Source organism: Algoriphagus aquaeductus (genome assembly GCF_003253485.1).
Classification (GTDB): domain Bacteria; phylum Bacteroidota; class Bacteroidia; order Cytophagales; family Cyclobacteriaceae; genus Algoriphagus; species Algoriphagus aquaeductus.
Map to the genome: position 1 here is coordinate 340,395 of NZ_QKTX01000003.1, position 22,397 is coordinate 362,791.

Genomic DNA, 22,397 nt, shown 5'->3' on the forward strand with positions numbered 1-22,397 from the left:
AAAGTATGAAAAGGCGGAATTTTGAAAGATTATTCCGATATTTTTGAAAATAAACATCAAGGCAAAAGATCGTGATTTAGTCATCGGCTATTGTTACATGGTTAGAATGCCGCACGAATTTAACCCAGACTACTATGAGGATTTCAACCCTATTTTCGATTGTGTTTATTTTTCTCGGATTTGGAACAGCGTTGGGACAGGAGAGAGAAAAGTTGTTTGATTCGAATGTTCCCATTTCCATGAAAATGAGTTTTTCGATCAAAGAACTCAAAGCCAAAACCAACGATTCCACCTATATGGATACTGAAATTGCGGTAGAGTCCGCACCGGGGTCCTGGGAAACGTATCCTTTTGAAGTAAGAACCCGAGGTAATTTTAGACTCCAAAATTGTTTCTATCCCCCGATGAGAATCAAGCTGAAAAAAGACGATGCGAAAGGAACCATTTTTCAAGGGAATCGCAATCTGAAGCTTGTCCTGCCCTGTAGTAAATCAAAAACGGCTGATAATTTTCTTGGGAAAGAGTACTTGGCCTATCAATTATTCGAGCAGGTGACTGAATACACTTTCGAGACCAGACTTGTGAAGGTAGAGTTGACCAATTTGGATGATAAAAAAGCCGAACCGGTAACCCTTTTGGGTATATTGATCGAGGATGATGATGAAGTGGCTAAGCGGTTCAAAGGGGAAATTGTCAATAAGAAAATCCCACCAAACATCATGGAGGACTATGCGACGGTTCGTCACGATCTGTTTCAACTCATGATCGGGAATACAGATTGGTCAGGATTGTATCAGCACAATCAAAAAGTAATGGTCATCGGTGAAAAAACAATTATCCCTTTGGCCTATGATTTTGACATGACCGGATTGGTCAATCCACCCTATGCTCAAGTCAATTCAGCAGTGGGAATTGAGCGGGTCACTGACAGGATGTATCGTGGGTTTTGTAGGGATAAAAGCATTTTTGAGGTAGTAAGAGCGGAATTTTTAGAGAAGGAGCCTGCAATTTTTCAGACGATCGAAGACACCAAAGGGTATTTTTCAGATACCGATGCCAAGGCAGCCAGAGCTTTTGTCAAGGAGTTCTATGATATCCTGAAAAACGACAAATTATTTCAGTTGAAAGTGGTAGACTCATGCAGAAAACTGGATGGCACGTATTCCTTCTAAAATTAGGTTTTTGCAGAATTTACTAAAATGGGGGCGCAGTTCATGGGTAAATAGACAGAACTGCCAATTTTCCGAGTGAGATGTGCTCCTATTAAAGAAACACACTAAAATGTAAAAAGTCTTCTGAGATAAATTTCAGAGGCTTTTTTTTTATGGCATTACCTTCAGATCCTTAACTGATTCTAAAATTCAAAATCGATCATAAGGGTGATTTTTTAGACACATTGCTTTTCAGATACTTACCTAATAGAGGAAGAGTTTACTCTTTTTCTCCACGTTTTTTATGCTGATTTTTTTTATCTCTTTCTAATCTCACAGTCTAAGGTGAATACAAATCTCGTAATTCTTAAAAAATTTCCTTTTTATGAAAAATCATCTCAAAAAGACTAAAATTCTCATTTCAGTGTTCCAGGAGTTTGGGATACCGATTACCGGCAAAAGAAAGTTCAAGCAATTTTATTCGGAAATTCCAGTCGACCGATTCTATGTGGAAGGGATTTTATTTGAACTGGAAAGTAGACTTGGAGTATTGTTGGAAGATGAGGAAAACAGTCTGATTCAATCGCCCTTGGATGTGATTATGGCATTTAAGAGCAAAGCATTAGCTTGATCATTTACAGAAAAAGGCTATTTTGCTCATCCACCCTGTGCTATGTTCCATGATCAGACTTGTCCTTATAGTTTTTGCTGTACTTTTCACGACTTCTCAGTCTACTGCTCAAATTCAACTTTTTGATGGAAAGACTCTCCAAGGATGGTACATGGATGTTCCAGACCTGGAAAAAGACAGTAGTCTAAGAAAACCATTTGTCATCAGAGATGGGCTATTGGTGAGTTTGGGAACTCCCGGAGGACATTTGATTTCTGAGAAAAGCTATGAAAACTATGTTCTGGAATTCGAATACCGTTTTGCTGACAAACCCGGTAACTGTGGAGTATTGGTACACGCATCTTCACCAAGAGCCTTATATGGCATGTTTCCAAAATCAATCGAAGTACAGATGATGCACAGCAATGCGGGAGATTTTTGGTGTATTCAGGAAGATATCCAAGTGGATGATATGGAGAAAAGACGTGGGCCGAAAGAGAATTGGGGTGTCACAGAAGGAAAAGAAAGGAGAATTGTCAATCTGACCGATGATTCCGAAAAACCGCTCGGAGAATGGAATCGAATGAAGATCAAATGTGAGGGCAACCGAATTACCGTATGGGTCAATGGAGATTTGGTCAATGATGGTTATGGGGCCACAGCCCAAAAAGGACAAATCGCCCTACAGGCAGAAGGCGCGGAAGTGGAGTTCAAGTCCCTGACTTTAACACCTATTGACTGATCTACCTGGGGTTTTTTGGCATTTTTTGTCTATCCTATTTTCACAGTGATGATTTTTGGTGAATAATGCAGAAATGAGCTAGAACTGATTTTTTTTATGCCTGCCATCTGAAGAGAGGGATTTCTAACTTTTTGGAAACAAAAAGATCATGGAAAAATACGCCTTTGCCGACTGGCATGTCCATCCCAACTTGAAGACATTCGGCCATACGTTTGATTCGACTGTCAGTGATAAAAGTGATCTGTGGAGATATAAGAAACCCAGCGCTGTTTCCAAGCTGCTAAACAGACTTTTTGGCCTGACCAGAATGTATCAATCCACATTTTCTTCCATGAATTTGGCTGGGGTGAAAATTGCTTTTGTATCGTTATATCCATTCGAGAAGGGTTTTTTTGTAAACAAGCAATACTGTGGTCCCAAGACTGCATTTTTCGCAGATCTGATTACTGGAATTGGTTACCGAAGAATCAGGCATCTTCAAAAACAGGATAACTATTTTGAAGAACTGAAGGCGGAATATGAGTTTGTTTTATCTGCGGATAAAGAAAGAAAAATTTCGGGGCGAGACTACCGGTGGAAGATAGTGGAGGACTGGGTTGGGATAAGGCAAATACTTGATGACAAGAATATTCTTGGAGTTATTCCGACCATAGAGGGGAGTCATGTTTTTAATTCCGGCTTAGGGGAATATGGAAGGCCAACTTGTGCAGTAGAGGTAATGAACAATATCATGGAGCTCAAAAAATGGAAACACCCTCCCTTTTTTATCACTTTCGGACACAACTTTGGAAATGATTTTTGTGGGCATGCTCCAAGCCTAGAGAAACTCGGTCCTCTTGTCAACCAAAGTCACCAATGCCAGGAAGGATTTACCCCATTAGGCTGGGATGTCGTGGATTCATTGCTCAATGATAAAAATGGTCGCCCGATCCTTCTTGATCTAAAGCATATGAGTCTCAATTCGAGAAAGCAATTGTATGAATGGAATAAACGGAGATCTGAAGGGATGAGTCCCTTGATAGTCAGTCATGGGGCTGTGACAGGTGGTAGCTGGAATGTGACAAAGAAAACCGGGAGAGCCATTTTTTGTCCGAATGAAATTAATTTTTACGATGAAGACATTCTGGAGGTGGTTCGGTCGGGGGGATTCTTTGCCTTGCAGTTGGACGCCAATCGGCTGGGAATTTCTAAAGTAATTCGAAAGCCATTGTTGTCAAGTGGCCGGGCACGGCTCACACATTCATGTCGGATAATTTGGGCACACCTACGGCATATCGCAGAATTGCTTGACCGGGAGGGGCTTCCGGCTTGGGATCATATCGGAATAGGATCTGATTTTGATGGAACCATCAATCCTTTGGATGAGATTTGGACTTCGGAAGATTTTCCCTCCATGGCCGCATGCCTGCTGAAGGAAATCGAAGCGTACCTAGATAGTCCCAACTCATTGAAGATGTTGACAAATAAATTTGCAGAACCAAAGGAAGTCTTAAGCAAGTTTTTGATCGAAAATACCCTTCGTTTTTTGGAGCGGAATTTTAAGGAAAAAACAACTTTAATGTCTTATGCAGATTAGGGGCCGTCTATTGCCGTTTTTCTTTTCCTCGTATAATTCGCTTATCCAGTTCAAGAGGGTAAACAATGAAGGTTACTGATTGGAAGTCTACGGAAAGAGGATTGATGACGAAATTCATCGAACTCACATCCACTACCGAGGGTACCGCAAAGCAGAGGATACCGGACTTTAGCAAGTTTGTTCCAAATTCCATCGAGCTGCGAACAGCAGGTATTTGATTCCAGTCTTGGGGTAATTCTTCTTTTTTTGGGAAATAAATCAGGGGATCAGGAATGCTGAACTCCATGACAGAGTAGCGTAAATAGCGCTCAGATGAAAGCAACTCCGTGTCAATGGTTAACCTTTCCAGCAAAGAAGCAGAAATGCTCGCTCCGGCATAGATGGCAGGATAGCCTTGGAGGTTCCATCTGCCTCCGTAGATTTTGTCGCCTTCGCCACTCAGATCGCAATATTGGGTCAGGGCCAGTCCATAGACCTTCATGTAACTTAAATGGCAACTCCATGCTGCATTCTCATGATTTCGGTCTTGAGGAGGGATATTCCTTCAGATACGTCGATCAAATCCAGTGGAACGCGATTACCGAGAGAAAAAAGCGGCCTTTCCATCCATCGTCTGAATCCTTCCCTTCCAAAATAATTAATTCCCATGGCATACAGCTCTGCCAACTCGTAAAGCTTCTCTGACTGTCCGGTGTCAAACACTTCCTTGCGCTGAAGTGTCTTGGCGGAGACACCCAAAGCATCCGCCAGGGTCTCATAGTCAAGACCTGATAGTGCTTTAAAACTCTCGAAGGAACTTTTGTTTAGGCCACTGCGAAAGGTTTCCAGGCGTGATAGCGGCTCATCCAAGTCCGCCAAATCTAGGCAGAGAATGTCTTCCACACTCATTTTGGCTTTTTGATAAAGGGCTGCTACGGGCTCGCTTACTTTTAAGGTCTTTTTAGCCATGATGATTTTCGGTAATTTGTCTTTTAATATAACGTAATTTGTCCCTTTTTTATCTTTATCCCTCAATTTTTTTGTTCATGTTTATGCATGGGGAAAGGACTTTTTCTTAAGCCGTCTGCCTCTGGAGAAATAGGACAACTTTTTTAAACCATCTAGGAGATTCATAGAAACACATAGTTTTTGGCCTTGAAAATCTTTTTCTATGTGGCTTACAGGCTACAAGTAAGAAACCCTTTGTGAGCGCCCTCTTTTTCTTGAACGACTCTCTGTTCAAAAACCTTTGAGTCCTCTCCTTTATTCTTCGTGTTCTTGGTGGCAAAAAAACTCAATCCGCGGCATTCCAATACGCCATCCGCTCCAGCTTGTCCACTTCGATCGAGTAGAAGCCGAACTCTTCCACGACTTTCCCCTCGATGCGGTAGATTGCCCGGCCTTTGAAGGGATATTTTTTCACCACAGGCGGGAAGTGTACCGTGTCGATCCAGTCTCCGTCCCGATCCAGAAAGGTCCCGAAGTTCATTACATCGCCTTTCACTGTACGGGTGTATTTTACAGTGACCAGATAGCCTAAGATCATCACTTGTTTCCCTAGGTACTGAGTCATTTCCCGTGCTTTGATGCCTCGGACGCTTTGGTCCTTGACCAGGTAAAAAGGGGAGTCAAGCGGAAACTCCAAAATATCGATTTGATCGAGGATGTCCTGTCGAATGTCGGTTTCGTCCAGTTCGGGGACTTGTGGAGGTTTTTTGCCAAAGCTGATCTCTGTCGTGGCTGAGCGAAAAAGCTCATTCGTGCTCACGACAGCCTTTCGCTTGTTCTGAAGAAAATGCGCCTCCCACAGCAGTTCCTGCTTAGTTTTGCCGGTAAACCGAAAGCAGGTCATCCGGATCAGAATCAGCAGCTGCTCCAGTCCGATCTCCACGCGGGCTACAAAGTCCGCCAAACCCAGAAATGGCCCATTTGCTCTCCGCTCCGAAAGCAGTTTTTCGACGGTTGCTTTTTCCAGGTATTTCATGTGGATAAAGCCGAGGAAGACAGTTTTTCCTGTGATTCGGGTCAGGTATTCGCTCTCGTTCAGATGTGGAGCCTGGATGTCTGCCCCGTTCATCCGGAGCTCGTGTACATAGAATTCGGTGTGGTAAAATCCCCCGAAGTTGTTGATCACGCCGACCATAAACTCCAGTGGAAAATAGGCCTTGAGGTACAGGCTTTGATAGCTTTCCACGGCGAAGGAGGCCGAGTGTCCTTTGGCGAAGGAATACCCCGCAAAGCTCTCGATCTGATGCCAGACCTCAGCTGCGACTTTTTCCTCCCGGCCCAGCTTTTTGCAGTTTTCGAAAAATTGGTCCTTCACTCGCTGGAATTCATCCTTGGAGCGGGATTTTCCGCTCATTCCTCTGCGCAGTACGTCCGCTTCGCCCAAACTCAGTCCGGCAAAGTAGTGCGCTACCTTAATCACATCCTCCTGATAAACCATGATGCCGTAGGTCTCAGGCATGATGTCTTTCATGACAGGATGTGCTTGATTTCGGCGGTCTTCACTGATGTGTCGCAGGATGTATTCCCGCATCATTCCCGATCGGGCTACACCCGGGCGGATGATGGAGCTGGCGGCGACGAGTTCCAAATAGGTGTCTGCCTTCATTTTGGCAAGCAGCATGCGCATGGCGGGCGACTCCACGTAAAAGGCACCAATGGTGTGTCCGGTGCGGAGGTGTTCTTTGATTTTGGGATCCGTTTTGAACTTTTCCACTTCCCGAATATCCACTTGGATACCTTGGTTTTGGTAGATGATCTCCAGAGCCGACTTGATGTGGCCGAGCCCCCGCTGACTCAGGATGTCAAACTTGTGCAATCCGATATCTTCCGCTGTGTGCATGTCGATATGCGCGAGCGGAAACCCCTTCGGAGGCATATCAGTCGCCGTGTAGTAGTGGATCGGCTTATGTGAGATCAATATCCCACAGGCGTGAATCGTCAGATGCGAAGGCATGTCGTGCAGCACCTTCGAGTATTTGATAATCAACTTGCCAAATTGATCGGGTTCGTAGCCTTCCTTATCGGCATGATGGATGAGCGATTCGATGTCGGTCTTGGGCAGGCCAAAGACCTTGCCCAGCTCCCGCAGCATGGAATTGTATTGAAAAGTACTGTAAGATCCCAGCAGGGCTACATGTTCTTCTTGCTTTCCGTTGTATTTGCGGAAAATGTAATCTGTCACCTCATCCCGATCCGTCCAGCTGAAGTCGATGTCGAAATCGGGGGGATTTTCCCGATACAGGTTGATAAAGCGCTCAAAATACAAATCCAGCTCGATCGGATCCACGTCCGTGATGCCCAAGCAGTAGGCCACAATGCTGTTGGCACCGGAGCCCCGACCGACGTGATAGAAGTTGCGGTGCTGCGCAAAAGTCACGATATCATAGTTGATCAGGAAATAGGAGACAAAGCCCTTTTGCCGGATGAGTTCGAGTTCCTTGTCGATCCGTTCGGAGATTTTTGGAGAAAAATTCGGGTAGCGATTGAGGGCACCTTTGAAGGTCTCTTGTCGGAGAAAGTCAAAGTCTTCCCAGTCTGAGCCCAAGATGTCCCGTCGGTTTTTCACCGCTTGGAAGTAAAAGGAAAACTGGCATTGCTCGAGGAGTTTTTGGGCATTGACGAGGAGGTAGCTGTGGTTTTCGCAGCGGGCAATGAGGTCGGCGTAGGAGTAGAATTGATCCGTAGGATCAGCCTGTTCCGATGCGGGAAGCTTGCTTAGCAAGGTGTTCAGATCCATGCTGCGCAAAAGTCGATGGGCGTTGAACTCGAGTTTGGAGCTGAAAGTAGCCGGCTGCAGGAGTACGAGTTTTTCCTTTCGTCGATACCAAGGTGAGTTCAGTACTTTGTTGAGTTGTGCGGGATGCACCCCGACGTATTCATTTTCCCGCAGGGGAAAGGCCTTCTCCGAAAAGGGATAGATCACAAAGCTGTTTTCAAAAGCCGGGGCCTTGGACTTAAATTCCCGCTTGCGGGTCAGATGCTCGGAAAGGTGTTTATTGAGTTCGAAAAAACCCTCCTGATTCTGCGCCAGGCCGATGTATTGCTGCTGTACCCCGTTGCGGAAGTCGATGCCGATTACGGGATGGATGCCTGCTTTTTGTGCAGCACGCATAAAGGGAAACACACCGGCCGTGCAGTTGATGTCGGTCAGGGCAAGGGAGTCGAGTCGTTTGCCTTTCGCCTCAGCGATCAGCGCTTCCATAGACATCGTCCCGTATTTGAAGCTGAAGTGAGAATGGCAGTTGATAAACATGTTCGATTTTTGATTGGGTAGAACCTTCGAGGTTTTTGGAAACCTCAAAGGTTTCGAGATATACTCCGTGAGATACGCTTCGCGAAATACGCTCCCTGTGGTCGTGAGATAGTTTGTGTCGGATTACAAATCCTACGATAGGACCTCGGGATTCCAAATCCCGAGGAGCAGATATCCAGACGCTGGACTTGATCGGATTTTAGCTTTCGGATTGCAAATCCAGAGGAGCTAAGCTTTTCCAAAGTTTCGAACTTTGGAAAAGCTGTTAGCGGGCATTAAAATGTTAATAATTTCAACATTTTAATGTTTATAAATTAAACAATAGGATTGGAATCAAGTCAAGGGATTGACTGATTTTTGGAGGAAAATGTCAGGAAAGAGGGTGGGGGGTACTCGTGCAGAAAATTGAATTCAATCAAAAAAGATCAGATAGAATCAAGCAGTGCTTTGATGTAGGCATCAGTAACATTTTCTTTTTCTGATTTATCATAAATCGATAGGAGAAAGACGCTGTCTTCATGGATTACAAAACTGGTAATCACTCTTGCTCCACCTGATTTTCCTCTGCCCTTACTTTTAATCGCTAGCCTGATTTTATAGCAATTTTTAAAAATGGGAGTGCCTTGAGTTGGGGCCGCTGATAGGCTTTCAGCAAGTTTTAAAATGTCAACTTTGAGCGAAGGATATTTTTTGACAAGCTTTTTGAGCTCTTTGTCAAATTCTGGCAATGTTTTGACCTGATAGGTCATAGTTCACTGAGTACGTCTTTAATATCCCTTGCTTTTAATTTACCAGCTTTGGCATCCAACATTTCCTTATAGCCTTGAGCCACACTTTTGGCAATTTTGATCGACTCCTCATCAGTTTCTGAAGTGGTAAATTTCACTTTAAGAGCCTGGAGAATAGCTTTAACAGTATTGGACTCTTCTTTGTCTTTTGTTTCTATCAAGATCGTTTCCATGGATTAAATATAAATTTTTAATCAACAGGTAGTCAAAATTTAAATTGAGCAAAAAATTTTTAAGAGAAAACTTTTAGGCCTTCGCCAGTGTCAGTTGAAACTCCAATGGGCTGCAAGGCTGGAACTCATCAGCGGCCAAATCCTCAAAAATCTCTTCATCGGCCTGAATCTCCGTTTTTTCGATCTTTCCATCCGGATGGACAATCAGTTCGATCCCGGTGAAATCTGTCGGGTTTACCATGACCAAAACTTGATAATCGTCAAATACCCGCTTGAAATACTGTGAAATTGCTTTGGCCATACTTTTTTATGCGAAGCTAATCAATCATTTCCTGTTATTGAAAGAGGTGACAGGTGCTGCGTAGTAGATCACATCAGCAGGTGGCTTTTGGGTAGCTTTTATCTGATCGAATACAAAAAAGGTGTGGGCAAGAAAATCTTGTTCATTTAGGGGCTTCACGGGATTAATCCCGAAATTCTCTACAATGAAAACAGGCCCAAAAGGTCCGATGATCTCAAGCCCATTCCGATTTCGTGTTCGTTTCAATTTGAAAACTTCTCCTCCCACAAATTCAAATCGGGCATTTCCCCAAAAGTAACTTCCTTTTCCTCTTGCCACTTGCAGTTTGGAGTCTTGGTCAACAATTCTTGCGTTTTTTAGAATTCCATTGGCATTATTGTAGAACATGCGGAAAACACGCCCATCGTAATGAAGATCTGCATATTGAAATCCGGGATCGATTTTCAACAGCGTGTTTTCACCTCCGGATTCCTGGTATTTCACCTCAATCATCGGGACTTCCCAGGACGCGGCTGATTGAGACTTGACTTGGAAGGAGAGGATCATCAGTCCGAAAAGCAGAAAAATAGAACGGGTTTTCATGGGAGTGGCTGTTAGTTGTTAGCCTTAACGAAATCATTTGGTTGAGGTTCAGTTGCTTTGAAAGCAAATTCGACCCATTCATTTATCAAAATGGCAGATAAAAATTATTTTTTTTGAAAAATCCGAAATGATGCTTTGTCTTTTCCAATCCCTTTCTAAATTTGCTCACCTATTATGAAAACAATCGCAAACAAATACTGGTGGTGGCATTCTTCAACTTTCCAAGGGAAAGCTCAGAAAGCCGTTGCCTAAATTTTGCGCAGCACATATCACAGAAGGCTTACTGGATTTCCCGGTAAGCCTTTTTTTATGCCAAAAAATAATCCCTGATGAACCACGTCAAGTATCCGATTCTCACTACGTACCGTAAGCGACTGGCTGATACCATCACGCCGGTGAGCATTTACCTGCAGATCCGGGACCGATTTGCCAATCCGATTTTGCTGGAGTCTTCTGACTATCACGGACAGGAAAACAGCTATTCCTACATCTGTTTCAATCCTTTGGCGACTTTTGACTTCAATGCCGGGCAGGTCACCGAGAAGCTTCCCGATGGCAAAGAACTAGTCTACGAAGTCACAGCACAAAAGCGTCTGATGGACTGTCTGCGGGCTTTTGGGAATAAATTTGATCCGACTCCGGACAAGTTTAAGTTCAGTACCAACGGGCTTTTTGGATACATTCAGTACGATACGGTGGGCTGGTTTGAGGATATCAAACTGAGCAAAACTTCGCCCAATGAGATCCCTATGATGCACTATGCGATGTATCAAAACATCATCGTAGTGGATCATTACAAAAACGAATTGCACCTCTTTGAACACCGAGTGGCAGGAGCAAACAATGCCGAATACATTGCTGAGATCGAAACGCTTCTTAACAATAAGAACATCCCGGCTTATTCCTTCAAAACCGTGGGCGAGGAAGTTTCCAATTACACCGATGAGGAGTTTTTGAAGATTCTCAACCAAGGCCGCGAGCATTGCTTCCGAGGAGATGTATTTCAGATTGTGCTTTCGAGACGCTTTTCCACTGAGTTTAAAGGCGATGAATTCAACGTCTATCGTGCACTCCGTTCAGTTAATCCTTCACCCTATCTGTTCTATTTCGACTATGGTTCTTTCAAAGTCTTTGGCAGTTCGCCCGAGGCACAGATTGTGGTCAAAAATCGTAAAGCGACCATTTTTCCGATTGCGGGTACTTTCCGAAGAACAGGCAATGACATTGAGGATGCGGAATTGGCCAAGAAGCTCTTTGATGATCCCAAGGAAAATTCAGAGCATGTGATGCTGGTGGATTTGGCCAGAAATGACCTTTCCCGATCCTCTGACTTGGTTGAAGTAGATGTTTTCAAAGAAATTCAATATTACTCCCACGTGATTCACCTGGTTTCTAAAGTGACCGGCCAGCTTGCTCAAGGCGCGAATCCGCTTCAACTCGTTGCGGATACTTTTCCGGCGGGTACCCTTTCCGGTGCTCCGAAATACCGGGCGATGGAACTGATCGACGAACTCGAAAATGTCAGCCGCCAATTCTACGGCGGAGCGATCGGCTACTTGGGGTTCAATGGAGATTTTAACCACGCCATCTTGATCCGATCTTTTGTCTCCGAAAATAATCACCTGAGATTCCAAGCTGGAGCAGGAGTGGTAGCTAAATCATCCATTCCTTCTGAATTACAGGAAGTGGCGAATAAGCTGGAGGCGCTGAGAGTGGCTTTACGGGCTGCTGAACAAATTTAAACCTATTGAACCATGCGAATATTGGTATTAGATAATTACGACTCCTTCACCTACAACTTGGTCTATATCGTCCGGCAGTTGGGTTATGGAGCGCAGATGGATGTCTTCCGAAATGATAAAATCAACTTGGAAGATGTCGCCAACTACGACAAGATTCTCCTTTCTCCCGGTCCGGGTGTTCCTTCCGAAGCTGGGATTATGCCGGAGTTGTTGAAGAAATATGCCGCCACCAAGTCGATTCTTGGGGTATGTCTGGGACATCAGGCGATCGGGGAAGCATTTGGCGGAAGCCTGATCAATCTGTCTGAGGTGCTTCATGGAGTAGCCTCTGAGGTGACGGTGCAGGATGATTTGTTATTCAGAGACATTCCGAAAACCTTCAAAATCGGTCGTTACCACTCTTGGGTGATCGATGAATCGACGCTTTCTCCGGATTTGGAAGTCATAGGAAGGACGCCTGATCATCAGATTATGGCGGTGCGCCACAAACAGTTTGATGTCCGTGGAGTTCAATTTCACCCCGAAAGTATTTTGACCGAAAATGGAGTCAAAATCATGCAAAACTGGTTAGAATCTTAAATTTGAAGTTCACCCCACCACTAGCCTTAACATGAAAGAGATTTTAAACCAATTGATCGCACATCAGACCCTATCGCAAGATCAGGCTCGCGAAGTGCTCAAAAATATTGCAACAGGAGGATACAATACGAGCCAAATAGCCGCATTCATGACGGTTTACTTGATGCGAAGTATCACGGTGGAGGAATTGCGGGGTTTCCGTGAGGCCATGCTTGAGTTATGTATTCCCGTGGAAATCGACGAATACGATGCTATGGACCTTTGTGGTACAGGCGGTGATGGCAAGGATACGTTTAATATTTCTACACTTTCTTCCTTTATCGTTGCAGGGGCAGGTCAAAATGTTGCCAAACATGGCAATACAGGAGTGTCTTCCATCTGCGGTTCCTCTAACCTGCTCCAGTATTTCGGTTACCAGTTTACTAACGACATCGGAGAAATCCGACGTTCTCTGGATGAAGTCGGACTTTGCTTTTTGCATGCTCCGCTTTTTCACCCTGCCATGAAAAATGTGGCTCCGATCCGAAAAGAGCTTGGGGTGAAAACTTTCTTCAATATGCTAGGCCCGATGGTAAACCCAAGCTTTCCAAAAAAACAATTGGTTGGGGTTTTTAGCCTTGAACTGGCGCGTTTATATGGCTATTTGTATCAGGAGACCGAAGGGAAATTTTCCATTCTACATTCCTTGGATGGATACGACGAGATTTCGCTTACGGGTCCTTTTAAAATGATTTCCAACTCGGGAGAAAAGCTTTACAATCCAGAAAATATCGGCCTTTCCAAACTCACAGCAGAAAGCATCAAAGGTGGAGATACCGTGGAAGAATCGGCTAAGATCTTCGAAAATGTCCTTCGCGGAAAAGGTGAAAAAGCCCAAAACGAAGTGGTTATTGCCAATGCAGCAGCGGCTTTGGTTACAGCCCGTGAAGGATTGAGCTTCTCAGATGCCGCCCTCGAAGCCGAGGAGGTTTTACTAAGCGGCAAAGCCCTCAAGGTGTTCAATGGTCTCGTCAATCCCCTAACTACCATTTCATTAGCCTAATCATTGATTATGAATATTTTAGAAAAAATCATCGCGGACAAATTCAAAGAAGTCGAGGAGAAAAAAAGCTTGGTTCCTGTCAAGTTGCTGGAGAAAAGTACTTTTTTCTCAGGTCCTACCGTGTCCATGAAAAAGTACGTTACTCATCCTGACAAGTCCGGCATCATTGCAGAATTCAAGCGAAAGTCTCCTTCCAAAGGCTGGATCAATGGTTCTGCCTCTGTGGAGCAGGTTAGTATCGGCTATATGCAGGCTGGCGCTTCGGCTTTGTCAATATTGACCGACAAGGAATACTTCGGCGGTACCAATGAGGATCTCAAAATCGCCCGAAAATTCAATTTCTGCCCCATTCTTCGAAAGGACTTTGTCGTGGATGAATACCAAATCTTAGAAGCCAAATCCATCGGGGCGGATTGCATTTTGCTGATTGCAGCAGCTTTGGAACCGGAAAAACTCAAGTCATTGGCCTATTTCGCCAAGAGCTTGGGCCTCGAAGTGCTGATGGAAGTGCATGATGCAGAAGAACTGGACCGCAGCCTTTGTGATGGGTTGGATCTGGTTGGGGTGAACAATCGGAATCTGAAGACCTTTGAGGTGTCCATTGATACTTCTCTTGCCTTGGTTGATCGGATTCCGTCCAATTTTATGAAGGTTTCCGAAAGCGGGATTTCTGATCCAGCTACCTTGATTCAGTTGAAAAAAGCGGGTTTTGACGGATTCTTGATCGGGGAAAACTTCATGAAATCCAGCCGTCCGGAGCAGGCTGCTTACAATTTCATTAAGGAATTTCGAATGCTGCTAGAAACCGAATTCACCAAAGCCTGATGGAACTCAAAGTCTGTGGCATGCGGGAACCGGAGAATATCCGAAGTTTGATTTCGGAAGTGAATCCGGATTGGATGGGATTGATCTTTTATCCCAAGTCGCCTCGCTATGTCCCAGATGAACAGGCTGCTGAATTGAAGGGACAGCCAGTGAAAAAAGTTGGGGTTTTTGTCAATGCAAGTGAAGCGGAAATCCTGAGAAAAGTAGATCAATTTGGGCTTTCTGCCATTCAGCTACATGGAAGCGAGTCGCCTGATTTTGTGAAAAGTCTTGCTGAAAAAACCGAGGCCGAACTCTGGAAAGTAGTTTCAGTAGGAACCGAGATCGATTGGAAAAGTCTGGAAGGCTACCTGCCATTTGTGAGCAAGTTTCTTTTCGATACCGCTACAGCGGCCCATGGAGGTTCGGGAAAGCGCTTTGACTGGAAAGTTTTGGAAACTTATCCCTTTGACAAAGGCTTTCTGCTGAGTGGAGGATTGGATGGAGAAAGTGCTGAGGAAGTCTTGGCTTTGCGACAGCAAATCCCCCAACTCAAAGGCGTCGATCTCAATTCCAAATTTGAAGATGCTCCCGGAGTGAAAAACATTGAAAAATTGAAGAATTTCAAAAGTCGCTTGATTCAATCAGGCACGAATAACTAACCACCTTATAACTAGTAACCGATGATACGTGTAGATGAAAAGGGATTTTACGGAAAGTTTGGCGGGGCGTATATCCCCGAAATGCTCCATCCGAATATTGAGGAGCTGAGGGATAACTACGAGGCGATTGTGGCAAGTCCGGAGTTCCAGCAGGAGTTTCAGACCTTGTTGAGGGACTTTGTGGGTCGTCCGACACCGCTCTATTTCGCCAATCGTCTTTCGGAAAAATATGGCGCTAAAATCTACCTCAAGCGGGAAGACCTCTGCCACACCGGCGCGCATAAAGTCAATAATACAGTAGGGCAAATCCTTTTGGCCAAAAGACTGGGCAAAAAGCGAATCATCGCCGAAACCGGTGCCGGTCAGCACGGAGTGGCTACGGCTACCGTCTGCGCCTTGATGGGCATGGACTGCACGGTGTACATGGGCGAGTTGGATATTCAGCGTCAGCGTCCCAATGTAGAGCGGATGCGAATCCTCGGAGCCAAAGTGGTTCCGGCAACTTCAGGTTCCAAAACCCTCAAAGACGCGACCAACGAAGCCATGCGTGCCTGGATCAATGATCCTGTCGGAACGCATTACATCATCGGTTCGGTCGTAGGTCCTCATCCTTATCCGGAGATGGTGGCACGGTTCCAATCTGTGATTTCAGAAGAAATGAAGTGGCAGCTGAAGCAAAAAGAAGGACGTGAAAATCCCGATGCCGTCATCGCCTGTGTCGGTGGTGGATCGAATGCCGCAGGAGCTTTTTACCATTACTACAATACCCCTGAAGTTCGCCTGATCGCAGCCGAAGCTGCTGGACTGGGCGTGTATTCCGGGAAGTCAGCGGCAACAACCGCGCTCGGTACTCCTGGGATTTTGCATGGTTCGAAGACCATCTTGATGCAGACCGAAGACGGACAAGTGGTGGAGCCGCATTCCATTTCGGCAGGCCTAGACTATCCTGGAATTGGGCCTGTTCACGCGCACTTGTTTGACATCGGAAGAGCGGAGTTTGTAGCTGTGGAAGATGAAGATGCCATGAAAGCCGGAATTCTACTCAGTCGAACCGAAGGAATCATCCCGGCTATTGAGACTGCCCACGCCATCCATGCCCTCAACATGATCGAATACCGAAAAGACGACGTGCTCGTGATCAACCTTTCCGGCAGAGGAGATAAGGATTTGGAAACGTATATCAAGTGGGGAGGATATTGATTTCGGATTTCGGATTTCAGATTTCGGATTTCAGATTTACGACATGGATATGGACCTCAATCCTTAAATCCAATAGAGGTTTGAATTTGGTTAATTGCTCTACTCCACTCATCATCTCATAAATCGTAATTCGTAAATCGTACTTTTCAATACCTACGCAAAAAATAGCCATTACACTGATGAATAGAATTCACTACTTATTCAATACCAAACAGGATCGGGTGCTCTCGATCTACTTTACGGCGGGATTTCCCAAGCTGGAAGATACCATTCCGGTCATGGAAGCCATCGAGGCGGGAGGTGCAGACATTATCGAAATCGGGATTCCGTATTCCGATCCGATTGCCGACGGTCCCACGATCCAAGACAGCAATATGATCGCTCTGGAAAATGGCATGAGCATGAAGAAGCTCTTTGATCAACTTAAAGGTTTCCGTGCCAAAGTCCACCTTCCGGTAGTTTTGATGGGATATCTGAATCCGATCATGCAGTTTGGGATGGAGGAGTTTTGCAAAAAGTGCAAGGAAGTCGGAGTGGACGGACTTATTGTTCCTGACTTGCCGATGCAGCAATACTTGGATGAGTACAAAAGCCTGTTTGACTCCTACGGCTTGGTCAATACCTTTTTGATCTCTCCACAGACTTCCGAAAAGCGTATTCGGGAAATCGATGAAAATACCGACGGGTTTATCTACATGGTGTCTTCCCATTCGATTACGGGAGCCAAGGCGGATATTTCAGAAGAGCAGATTGCCTATTTCGAGCGGGTGAAAGCCATGAACCTCAAAAATCCCCGACTAATCGGCTTTGGTATTTCCGATGCACAGACCTTCACTACCGCTTCTAAATACAGTAATGGAGCGATTATCGGTTCGGCATTTATCAAAACAGTAAAAAATTCTCAAAACCTGAGTAAAGACATTCAAGAATACATTCAGTCTGTGATTAGTTAAATGAGCTTTTCCAAAGTTTCAAACTTTGGAAAAGTTTCAACACTACTCACAATGGCGTAAATCAAAAATCGTACTTCCCCATGATTATCCAACTTCAACCCGATATCACCGATTCCCAAAAAGAAAAACTGATCTCCAAAGTCAATGAGAGCGGTTATAAAACCACCGAGGTTAAAACCCAACTTGGCGATTACATCATCGGTATCGGCAAAAATGAATTTGACATCCGCCGCATCGGTCAGATGGACGGCATTCAGGACATCCACATCGTCTCGGACGAATATAAGCTCGTGTCCAAAAAGTGGAAAGCGAAGCCGACTTCAGTTGATCTAGGCGATGGGGTTTTTATCAAGGATGGGGAAATGGCCATCATTACCGGCCCATGCTCCATTGAGTCCGAAGAGCAGATCCGCAAAGTGGTCAATCACTGCGTGGAAAACGGTATCACCATGATGCGTGGTGGGGTGTTCAAGCCTCGAACTTCCCCTTATGCTTTCCGAGGGATGGGCATCGATGGTCTGAAATTGTGGCATTCCATCGCATCCGAAGCCGGTGTGAAGATCGTCACCGAAGTGATGCAGACTTCCCAAATCGAGGAAATGTACCCTTACGTCGACATTTACCAAGTTGGTGCGAGAAACTCCCAAAACTTCAATTTGCTTGACGAACTCGGCAAAGTGGACAAAGCCGTGATGATCAAGCGTGGGATTTCCGGTACGATCGAGGAACTTCTGCAATCTGCGGAGTATGTATTCTCCGGTGGAAATGAAAAACTGATCCTTTGCGAACGAGGTATCCGAACTTACGAGCGCGCCTCCAGAAATACGCTTGACCTCAACGCCATTCCGATCTTAAAAGCCAAATCTCACTTGCCGGTAATCGTTGATCCTTCACACGGGATTGGGATTCGAGCCTATGTGCCGCAGATGGCCTTGGCAGGAGTCATGGCCGGTGCGGATGGGATCATCTATGAGTCGCATGAAGTTCCTGAGAAAGCTTACTCTGATGGACAGCAAACCCTGGACTTTGCCCAAAGTGCGAGACTCGCCGCTTGGATCAGAGAGATTTTTGCGAAAAGGAAAACGTTCGAGCTGTTGTAAAAAACGATACAGGTTTGAATAACTATCCTGCTTCTGGAGAAGCAGGACAACAAGTTCCCGCTGTTATGCTGCTTTTCCAAAAGCAGCATTTTTTGTTTTCAACGTCCAGCTCCTAGAGAAGCAGGTCAACAAAAAAGCTTAAAATCAAAGGATTTTAGATAAGTCCTGTCTTCCTACAATCGCCATAATTTCGACCGTTTCCTCATTTAATCGAAAGTAAATACTGTCAGACCCGCAGACGCAGCGTCTATATCCTGTTTTGATGTGATCTACAGATTCAAATGAGAAAGGCCTTTCTGCAATCATATCAAAGCAGTTGAAAAAATTATCGAAATACCGGTCAGCCTGACTCATTCCGAACCTTTTTACTCCAAATTGGTAAATTCGGATCAAGTCCGCCTTAGCTTCCTCGCTTAATCTATAATTAGCCATTTACCAAAGCTTTTGCTTCAGCCAAAATCTGCTCTTTGGTATCGGAGGTAAATCCACCTTTTTCGGCTTTTTCAATTTTTGCTCTTAGCCAATCTATTTCAGCCTGCTGTTTCCTTGCTTGCCTGATCAGATCATTGATCAATTCACTTTTGCTTGAATATTCCTGATTATCCACTTGGGATTTTAGCCACTCGTCATTTGGAGGGGTAAGGGATATGCTTTGTCGTGCCATATTTAATTGATTTGATGTAATATTACACCAAAAACGAATCACCATCAAGCTGTTTCTAACCTTCTTAGGAAATAATCCAGAACCAGTAGGTTTTTGATTACGTACGGAAAAAGGTACATTTGATAAAATTCTGCAGCGATGAAAGTGGTGAATTACACGGACCTGAGAGTCAATTTGAAGAAATGGTTTGATTTGGTAGTGGATGATATGGAAGAGGTCATTATCAAGCGAAAGGACAACAGGGATTTGGTCTTGATTTCGTTAGAGGAGTACAATGCGCTCAAGGAAACCAGCTATTTGCTCTCCGGAAAAAACCGTGAGGTTTTGATGAAATCACTGGAGGAAGCGAAAGCTGGGAAAGTGGTTGAAAAGCCTTTGATTGAGGAATGAGGATCGCCTGGACCCTCACAGCTTGGGAGGATTACCTGTACTGGCAGACGATCGACAAGCAGAAACTCAAGCGCATCAACGAACTGGTCAAGGCGATCATTCGTGATCCATTTAAAGGAATCGGCAATCCAGAGCCGTTAAAACATGACCTACAAGGCTTTTGGTCAAGAAGGATTGATGGAGAACACCGACTGGTTTATTCCTTTCAAAATTCCGAATTGTTGATCATTGCCTGTCGATACCACTATTGAAACCCAAAAAAATATTGGACTTTACTCAAAGTGCGGGACTAGTGGCTTGGATCAGAGAGATTTTCGCAAAGAGGAAAACTTTCGACCTTCTGTAAAAAACTTTTGTACCAAGCCAAAACCCTGATTAAATTCGAAGCATGAATCCAACTCCAAGAACCTACGTGCATCATTCTTATCACTTCCTCCAATGAGGGATAGGAATGACTTTGGTTTTTGCTGAAGATATAAAAAGGCCTATTCCGTAACCGGTTTAGGCCTTTTCTGGTTTTAGAAGTAAAAAGTACTGTTATAAACCCAAATAGAAAATGAGTAACCAAGCCAAAGACTGGGTCTTTTCCGACCCGAGACTGAAAGAAATGAGGCAGGATTACGCTGCATACACCGAGGAAGATTTTAAAGTATGGAAGATTCTCTTCGAAAGGCAGATGCCCAACCTACCCAAGGCAGCCTCCAAGGCCTATTTGGAAGGGGTGAAGACCGTGAATTTTACTGCGGATCGCATTGGCAATTTTGAGGAGCTAAACGAGATCCTTTTGAAAACCACCGGATGGGCAGTTCAGGTAGTTCCAGGGCTGATCGATGACGATTTGTTCTTCGGCTTGCTGAACAACAAGCGTTTTCCATCGTCGACTTGGCTTCGCAAAATGGAACAGCTAGACTACCTCGAGGAGCCGGACATGTTTCACGATGCCTTTGCCCACATGCCTTTGCTGACCAATCAGCACTATGTGGATTTTCTGGAAAAGCTCAGCGGAATTGCGCTGAAGCACATTCAGGATCCTTGGGCGATCCAGTTGCTGAGCCGGATTTATTGGTTTACGATTGAGTTTGGATTGATTCGGGAAGAGGGAGAGTTAAAAGTGTACGGCGCTGGGATTTTGAGTTCGGCAGGAGAGACGAAGTTTTCACTTTCTGACGAACCCAAGCATTTCCCCTACGATGTGCGCCACATCATGAGTACCGAGTACTGGAAAGATCGCTTTCAGGATAAATACTGGGTGATCGACAGCTACGAACAGCTTTTCAATTCCCTTCCTGATATTGAGGAAGTGTTGGAGGAGATGCTGGCTGAGAAAGAAGCAAGAAGCTAGATACAAGACACAAGAAAACGGTTGGATGTCGGATGACCGATGTCGGATGTAATTCATCGGACACCGGACATCGGACACCGGACTTCAACAAATGAAAATAGCAGTAATCAAATACAACGCGGGCAATGTTCAATCGGTCCTCTATGCCTTGGAGCGATTGGGGGTAGATGCGGTATTGACGGATGATCCTGAGGAAATTCACGCGGCCGACAAGGTCATCTTTCCCGGTCAGGGAGAGGCAAGTTCGGCCATGACTTACCTCAAAGCCCGCCAACTTGACCAAGTAATCAAGGATATAAAACAGCCCTTTTTGGGGGTTTGCTTGGGATTGCAGTTGCTTTGTGCCCACTCCGAGGAAAATGACACCGAGTGCTTGGGGATCTTTCCAGTGAAAGTGAAGCGCTTTATTCCGGAGAATTCACAGGAATTCAAAGTGCCTCATGTGGGCTGGAACGAACTCGAAAATTTAGCCGATAACGTGTTGCTGAAGGACCTTCCCGATTCGAAGTTCCTGTACTACGTGCACAGCTACTACGCTGAGTTGAGCGAAGCTACAATTGCCACGACGCATTACATTCATGACTTTACCGCCATTCTTCACCGGGATAATTACTGGGCGATTCAAGCTCACCCGGAGAAAAGCAGCACGGTAGGGGAGAAATTGCTAGCTAACTTCTTAAACATTTAAAGGATTTACGATATACGATTTTTGATTTACGACATGTTGAGGAACTTCAGGTGAAATTCTCAAAGTTTAAATTTTGGGTGGCATGATTGAAGTTCAGAAAAGGTCGTAAATCGTCATTCGGAGATCGTAAATTATCCCCCCAGCCCCCTTTGAAAGGGGGAGTTGGCCTAATAGAACCTCAAACCTTAAATCCCGCAAGTCTTGTGTCTTAGGTCTTGCATCTAAAGTCTTACTATGTATATCATTCCCGCCATCGACCTCATCGGAGGCAAGTGCGTTCGCCTCAGTCAGGGCGATTACAGCAGCAAGAAAGAATACCACGACGATCCGCTCGAAATGGCGAAGCGCTTTGAAGGCGCAGGGATTACTCGCTTGCATTTAGTGGATTTGGATGGTGCCAAAGCCAAAAAAATCATCAACGGTGATGTTTTGGAGCGAATTTGTGCCGGCACGAATCTTCAAGTAGATTTTGGTGGAGGTATTCAGTCGGATGAGGAGATCGAAAAAGCCTTTGCACTCGGAGCCAAGCAAGTGACAGGAGGAAGTATTGCGGTGAAAAATCCAACTCTTTTCGACGAGTGGATTACCAAGTACGGATCGGAGAAAATTATCCTCGGTGCAGATGCAAAAAACAAGAAAATCGCTGTGGGAGGTTGGGAAGAGACCACATCCGTGGAATTGATTCCTTTTATCCAAAGCTATTTCGACAAAGGAATCCGCTATGTGATTTGCACCGATGTGGCCAAAGATGGCTTGCTTCAAGGCCCATCGGTGGACTTGTACCGTGAGATTTTGCAGGAAATTCCCGAGTTGAAGCTCATCGCCAGTGGAGGAGTGTCTTCCGTCAAAGACCTCGAAGAACTCGAGAAAGTCGGGGTTTACGGAGCGATTGTAGGCAAAGCGTATTATGAGGGAAGAGTGACGTTAGAGGAGTTAGCAAGTTTTGGATGATTGAAATATGCTGCGCGAGATCCGTTGAAATACGCTTCGCGAAATATTTACTCCAACATTATGACTAAACTATTTCTATTTATTTCTTCCCGATTTATCGGGATTTATTTCAACAGT

The 22,397-nt window shown here is 44.9% G+C and carries 26 protein-coding genes; 17 read left to right on the top strand and 9 right to left on the bottom strand.

The genetic code is table 11. The annotated features are described in order from the left end of the window. Window positions 1–134: 134 nt before the first annotated feature. The 4 genes from CLV31_RS05885 (at window position 135) to CLV31_RS05900 (ending at window position 4,079) form a co-directional block, all read left to right on the top strand. Window positions 135–1,172 (top strand): hypothetical protein, encoded by a 1,038-nt coding sequence (locus CLV31_RS05885; protein WP_111391956.1) that lies wholly within the window; start codon window positions 135–137, stop codon window positions 1,170–1,172. 364 nt (window positions 1,173–1,536) lie between these two features. Further along, entirely contained in the window at window positions 1,537–1,782 is a 246-nt protein-coding gene (locus CLV31_RS05890) for an acyl carrier protein (RefSeq protein ID WP_111391957.1), read from the top strand. 49 nt (window positions 1,783–1,831) lie between these two features. After that, window positions 1,832–2,503: a 3-keto-disaccharide hydrolase gene (locus CLV31_RS05895; RefSeq protein ID WP_111391958.1), complete on the top strand. Its 672-nt coding sequence runs from the start codon at window positions 1,832–1,834 to the stop codon at window positions 2,501–2,503. A 148-nt stretch (window positions 2,504–2,651) separates the two neighbouring features. Continuing rightward, the gene (locus tag CLV31_RS05900) at window positions 2,652–4,079 is read left to right on the top strand and encodes a membrane dipeptidase (protein WP_111391959.1); all 1,428 of its coding nucleotides are present in this window, start codon (window positions 2,652–2,654) and stop codon (window positions 4,077–4,079) included. 7 nt (window positions 4,080–4,086) lie between these two features. On the opposite strand, the gene CLV31_RS05905 is transcribed toward CLV31_RS05900, so the two are convergent. From CLV31_RS05905 to CLV31_RS05935, 7 genes are all read right to left on the bottom strand, one after another. Next, complete coding sequence (locus CLV31_RS05905) at window positions 4,087–4,560, bottom strand: RES family NAD+ phosphorylase (protein WP_111391960.1); 474 nt, start codon at window positions 4,558–4,560, stop codon at window positions 4,087–4,089. Between the two features lie 5 nt (window positions 4,561–4,565). After that, the gene (gene parS / locus CLV31_RS05910) at window positions 4,566–5,027 is read right to left on the bottom strand and encodes a type II RES/Xre toxin-antitoxin system antitoxin (RefSeq protein WP_111392037.1); all 462 of its coding nucleotides are present in this window, start codon (window positions 5,025–5,027) and stop codon (window positions 4,566–4,568) included. Between the two features lie 325 nt (window positions 5,028–5,352). Next, a complete protein-coding gene (locus tag CLV31_RS05915) occupies window positions 5,353–8,319 on the bottom strand; it encodes a DNA polymerase III subunit alpha (protein WP_111391961.1) in 2,967 nt (988 codons plus the stop codon). Window positions 8,320–8,744: 425 nt separating this feature from the next. Beyond that, entirely contained in the window at window positions 8,745–9,068 is a 324-nt protein-coding gene (locus CLV31_RS05920; protein ID WP_111391962.1) for a type II toxin-antitoxin system RelE/ParE family toxin, read from the bottom strand. Then, window positions 9,065–9,280 carry a DUF2683 family protein gene (locus CLV31_RS05925; protein ID WP_111391963.1) on the bottom strand — a complete coding sequence of 72 codons (216 nt, stop codon included), beginning with the start codon at window positions 9,278–9,280 and terminating at the stop codon, window positions 9,065–9,067. The genes CLV31_RS05920 and CLV31_RS05925 overlap by 4 nt, the downstream gene beginning before the upstream one ends. A gap of 73 nt (window positions 9,281–9,353) precedes the next feature. Continuing rightward, window positions 9,354–9,581, bottom strand: coding sequence for a hypothetical protein (locus CLV31_RS05930; protein WP_111391964.1), 228 nt, complete (start codon window positions 9,579–9,581; stop codon window positions 9,354–9,356). A gap of 24 nt (window positions 9,582–9,605) precedes the next feature. Then, complete coding sequence (locus CLV31_RS05935; protein ID WP_111391965.1) at window positions 9,606–10,163, bottom strand: hypothetical protein; 558 nt, start codon at window positions 10,161–10,163, stop codon at window positions 9,606–9,608. A gap of 329 nt (window positions 10,164–10,492) precedes the next feature. Here CLV31_RS05935 and CLV31_RS05940 point away from each other — a divergent pair, with 329 nt between their 5' ends. From CLV31_RS05940 to aroF, 8 genes are all read left to right on the top strand, one after another. Continuing rightward, window positions 10,493–11,905: an anthranilate synthase component I family protein gene (locus CLV31_RS05940; RefSeq protein WP_111391966.1), complete on the top strand. Its 1,413-nt coding sequence runs from the start codon at window positions 10,493–10,495 to the stop codon at window positions 11,903–11,905. Between the two features lie 12 nt (window positions 11,906–11,917). Next, window positions 11,918–12,484 (top strand): anthranilate synthase component II, encoded by a 567-nt coding sequence (locus tag CLV31_RS05945; RefSeq protein WP_111391967.1) that lies wholly within the window; start codon window positions 11,918–11,920, stop codon window positions 12,482–12,484. Window positions 12,485–12,515: 31 nt separating this feature from the next. Next, a complete protein-coding gene (gene trpD, locus CLV31_RS05950) occupies window positions 12,516–13,526 on the top strand; it encodes an anthranilate phosphoribosyltransferase (RefSeq protein ID WP_111391968.1) in 1,011 nt (336 codons plus the stop codon). 9 nt (window positions 13,527–13,535) lie between these two features. After that, complete coding sequence (gene trpC, locus CLV31_RS05955; RefSeq protein ID WP_111391969.1) at window positions 13,536–14,351, top strand: indole-3-glycerol phosphate synthase TrpC; 816 nt, start codon at window positions 13,536–13,538, stop codon at window positions 14,349–14,351. After that, window positions 14,351–14,992, top strand: coding sequence for a phosphoribosylanthranilate isomerase (locus tag CLV31_RS05960; RefSeq protein ID WP_111391970.1), 642 nt, complete (start codon window positions 14,351–14,353; stop codon window positions 14,990–14,992). Before trpC ends, CLV31_RS05960 begins: the two co-directional genes overlap by 1 nt. Window positions 14,993–15,013: 21 nt before the next feature. After that, window positions 15,014–16,192: a tryptophan synthase subunit beta gene (gene trpB / locus CLV31_RS05965; protein ID WP_111391971.1), complete on the top strand. Its 1,179-nt coding sequence runs from the start codon at window positions 15,014–15,016 to the stop codon at window positions 16,190–16,192. A gap of 179 nt (window positions 16,193–16,371) precedes the next feature. Beyond that, a complete protein-coding gene (trpA, locus tag CLV31_RS05970; RefSeq protein WP_111391972.1) occupies window positions 16,372–17,145 on the top strand; it encodes a tryptophan synthase subunit alpha in 774 nt (257 codons plus the stop codon). Window positions 17,146–17,225: 80 nt separating this feature from the next. Beyond that, on the top strand, window positions 17,226–18,245 hold the full coding sequence (gene aroF / locus CLV31_RS05975) for a 3-deoxy-7-phosphoheptulonate synthase (RefSeq protein ID WP_111391973.1): 1,020 nt from the start codon (window positions 17,226–17,228) through the stop codon (window positions 18,243–18,245). Window positions 18,246–18,389: 144 nt separating this feature from the next. Here the strand turns inward: aroF and CLV31_RS05980 are convergent, their stop codons facing one another. Continuing rightward, complete coding sequence (locus CLV31_RS05980; protein WP_111391974.1) at window positions 18,390–18,677, bottom strand: type II toxin-antitoxin system RelE/ParE family toxin; 288 nt, start codon at window positions 18,675–18,677, stop codon at window positions 18,390–18,392. After that, complete coding sequence (locus CLV31_RS05985) at window positions 18,670–18,909, bottom strand: ribbon-helix-helix domain-containing protein (protein ID WP_111391975.1); 240 nt, start codon at window positions 18,907–18,909, stop codon at window positions 18,670–18,672. The genes CLV31_RS05980 and CLV31_RS05985 overlap by 8 nt, the downstream gene beginning before the upstream one ends. 138 nt (window positions 18,910–19,047) lie before the next feature. Here CLV31_RS05985 and CLV31_RS05990 point away from each other — a divergent pair, with 138 nt between their 5' ends. The 5 genes from CLV31_RS05990 to hisA all read left to right on the top strand — a co-directional run bounded on the left by CLV31_RS05990 (window position 19,048) and on the right by hisA (window position 22,280). Next, window positions 19,048–19,299 carry a type II toxin-antitoxin system Phd/YefM family antitoxin gene (locus CLV31_RS05990; protein ID WP_111391976.1) on the top strand — a complete coding sequence of 84 codons (252 nt, stop codon included), beginning with the start codon at window positions 19,048–19,050 and terminating at the stop codon, window positions 19,297–19,299. Next, window positions 19,296–19,550 carry a Txe/YoeB family addiction module toxin gene (locus CLV31_RS05995; RefSeq protein ID WP_111391977.1) on the top strand — a complete coding sequence of 85 codons (255 nt, stop codon included), beginning with the start codon at window positions 19,296–19,298 and terminating at the stop codon, window positions 19,548–19,550. Before CLV31_RS05990 ends, CLV31_RS05995 begins: the two co-directional genes overlap by 4 nt. Before the next feature lie 305 nt (window positions 19,551–19,855). Further along, the gene (locus tag CLV31_RS06000; RefSeq protein WP_111391978.1) at window positions 19,856–20,641 is read left to right on the top strand and encodes a phenylalanine 4-monooxygenase; all 786 of its coding nucleotides are present in this window, start codon (window positions 19,856–19,858) and stop codon (window positions 20,639–20,641) included. A gap of 91 nt (window positions 20,642–20,732) precedes the next feature. Beyond that, window positions 20,733–21,329 carry an imidazole glycerol phosphate synthase subunit HisH gene (hisH, locus tag CLV31_RS06005; RefSeq protein WP_111391979.1) on the top strand — a complete coding sequence of 199 codons (597 nt, stop codon included), beginning with the start codon at window positions 20,733–20,735 and terminating at the stop codon, window positions 21,327–21,329. 234 nt (window positions 21,330–21,563) lie between these two features. Next, window positions 21,564–22,280, top strand: coding sequence for a 1-(5-phosphoribosyl)-5-[(5-phosphoribosylamino)methylideneamino]imidazole-4-carboxamide isomerase (gene hisA / locus CLV31_RS06010; protein ID WP_111391980.1), 717 nt, complete (start codon window positions 21,564–21,566; stop codon window positions 22,278–22,280). The last annotated feature ends 117 nt before the right edge of the window (window positions 22,281–22,397 follow it).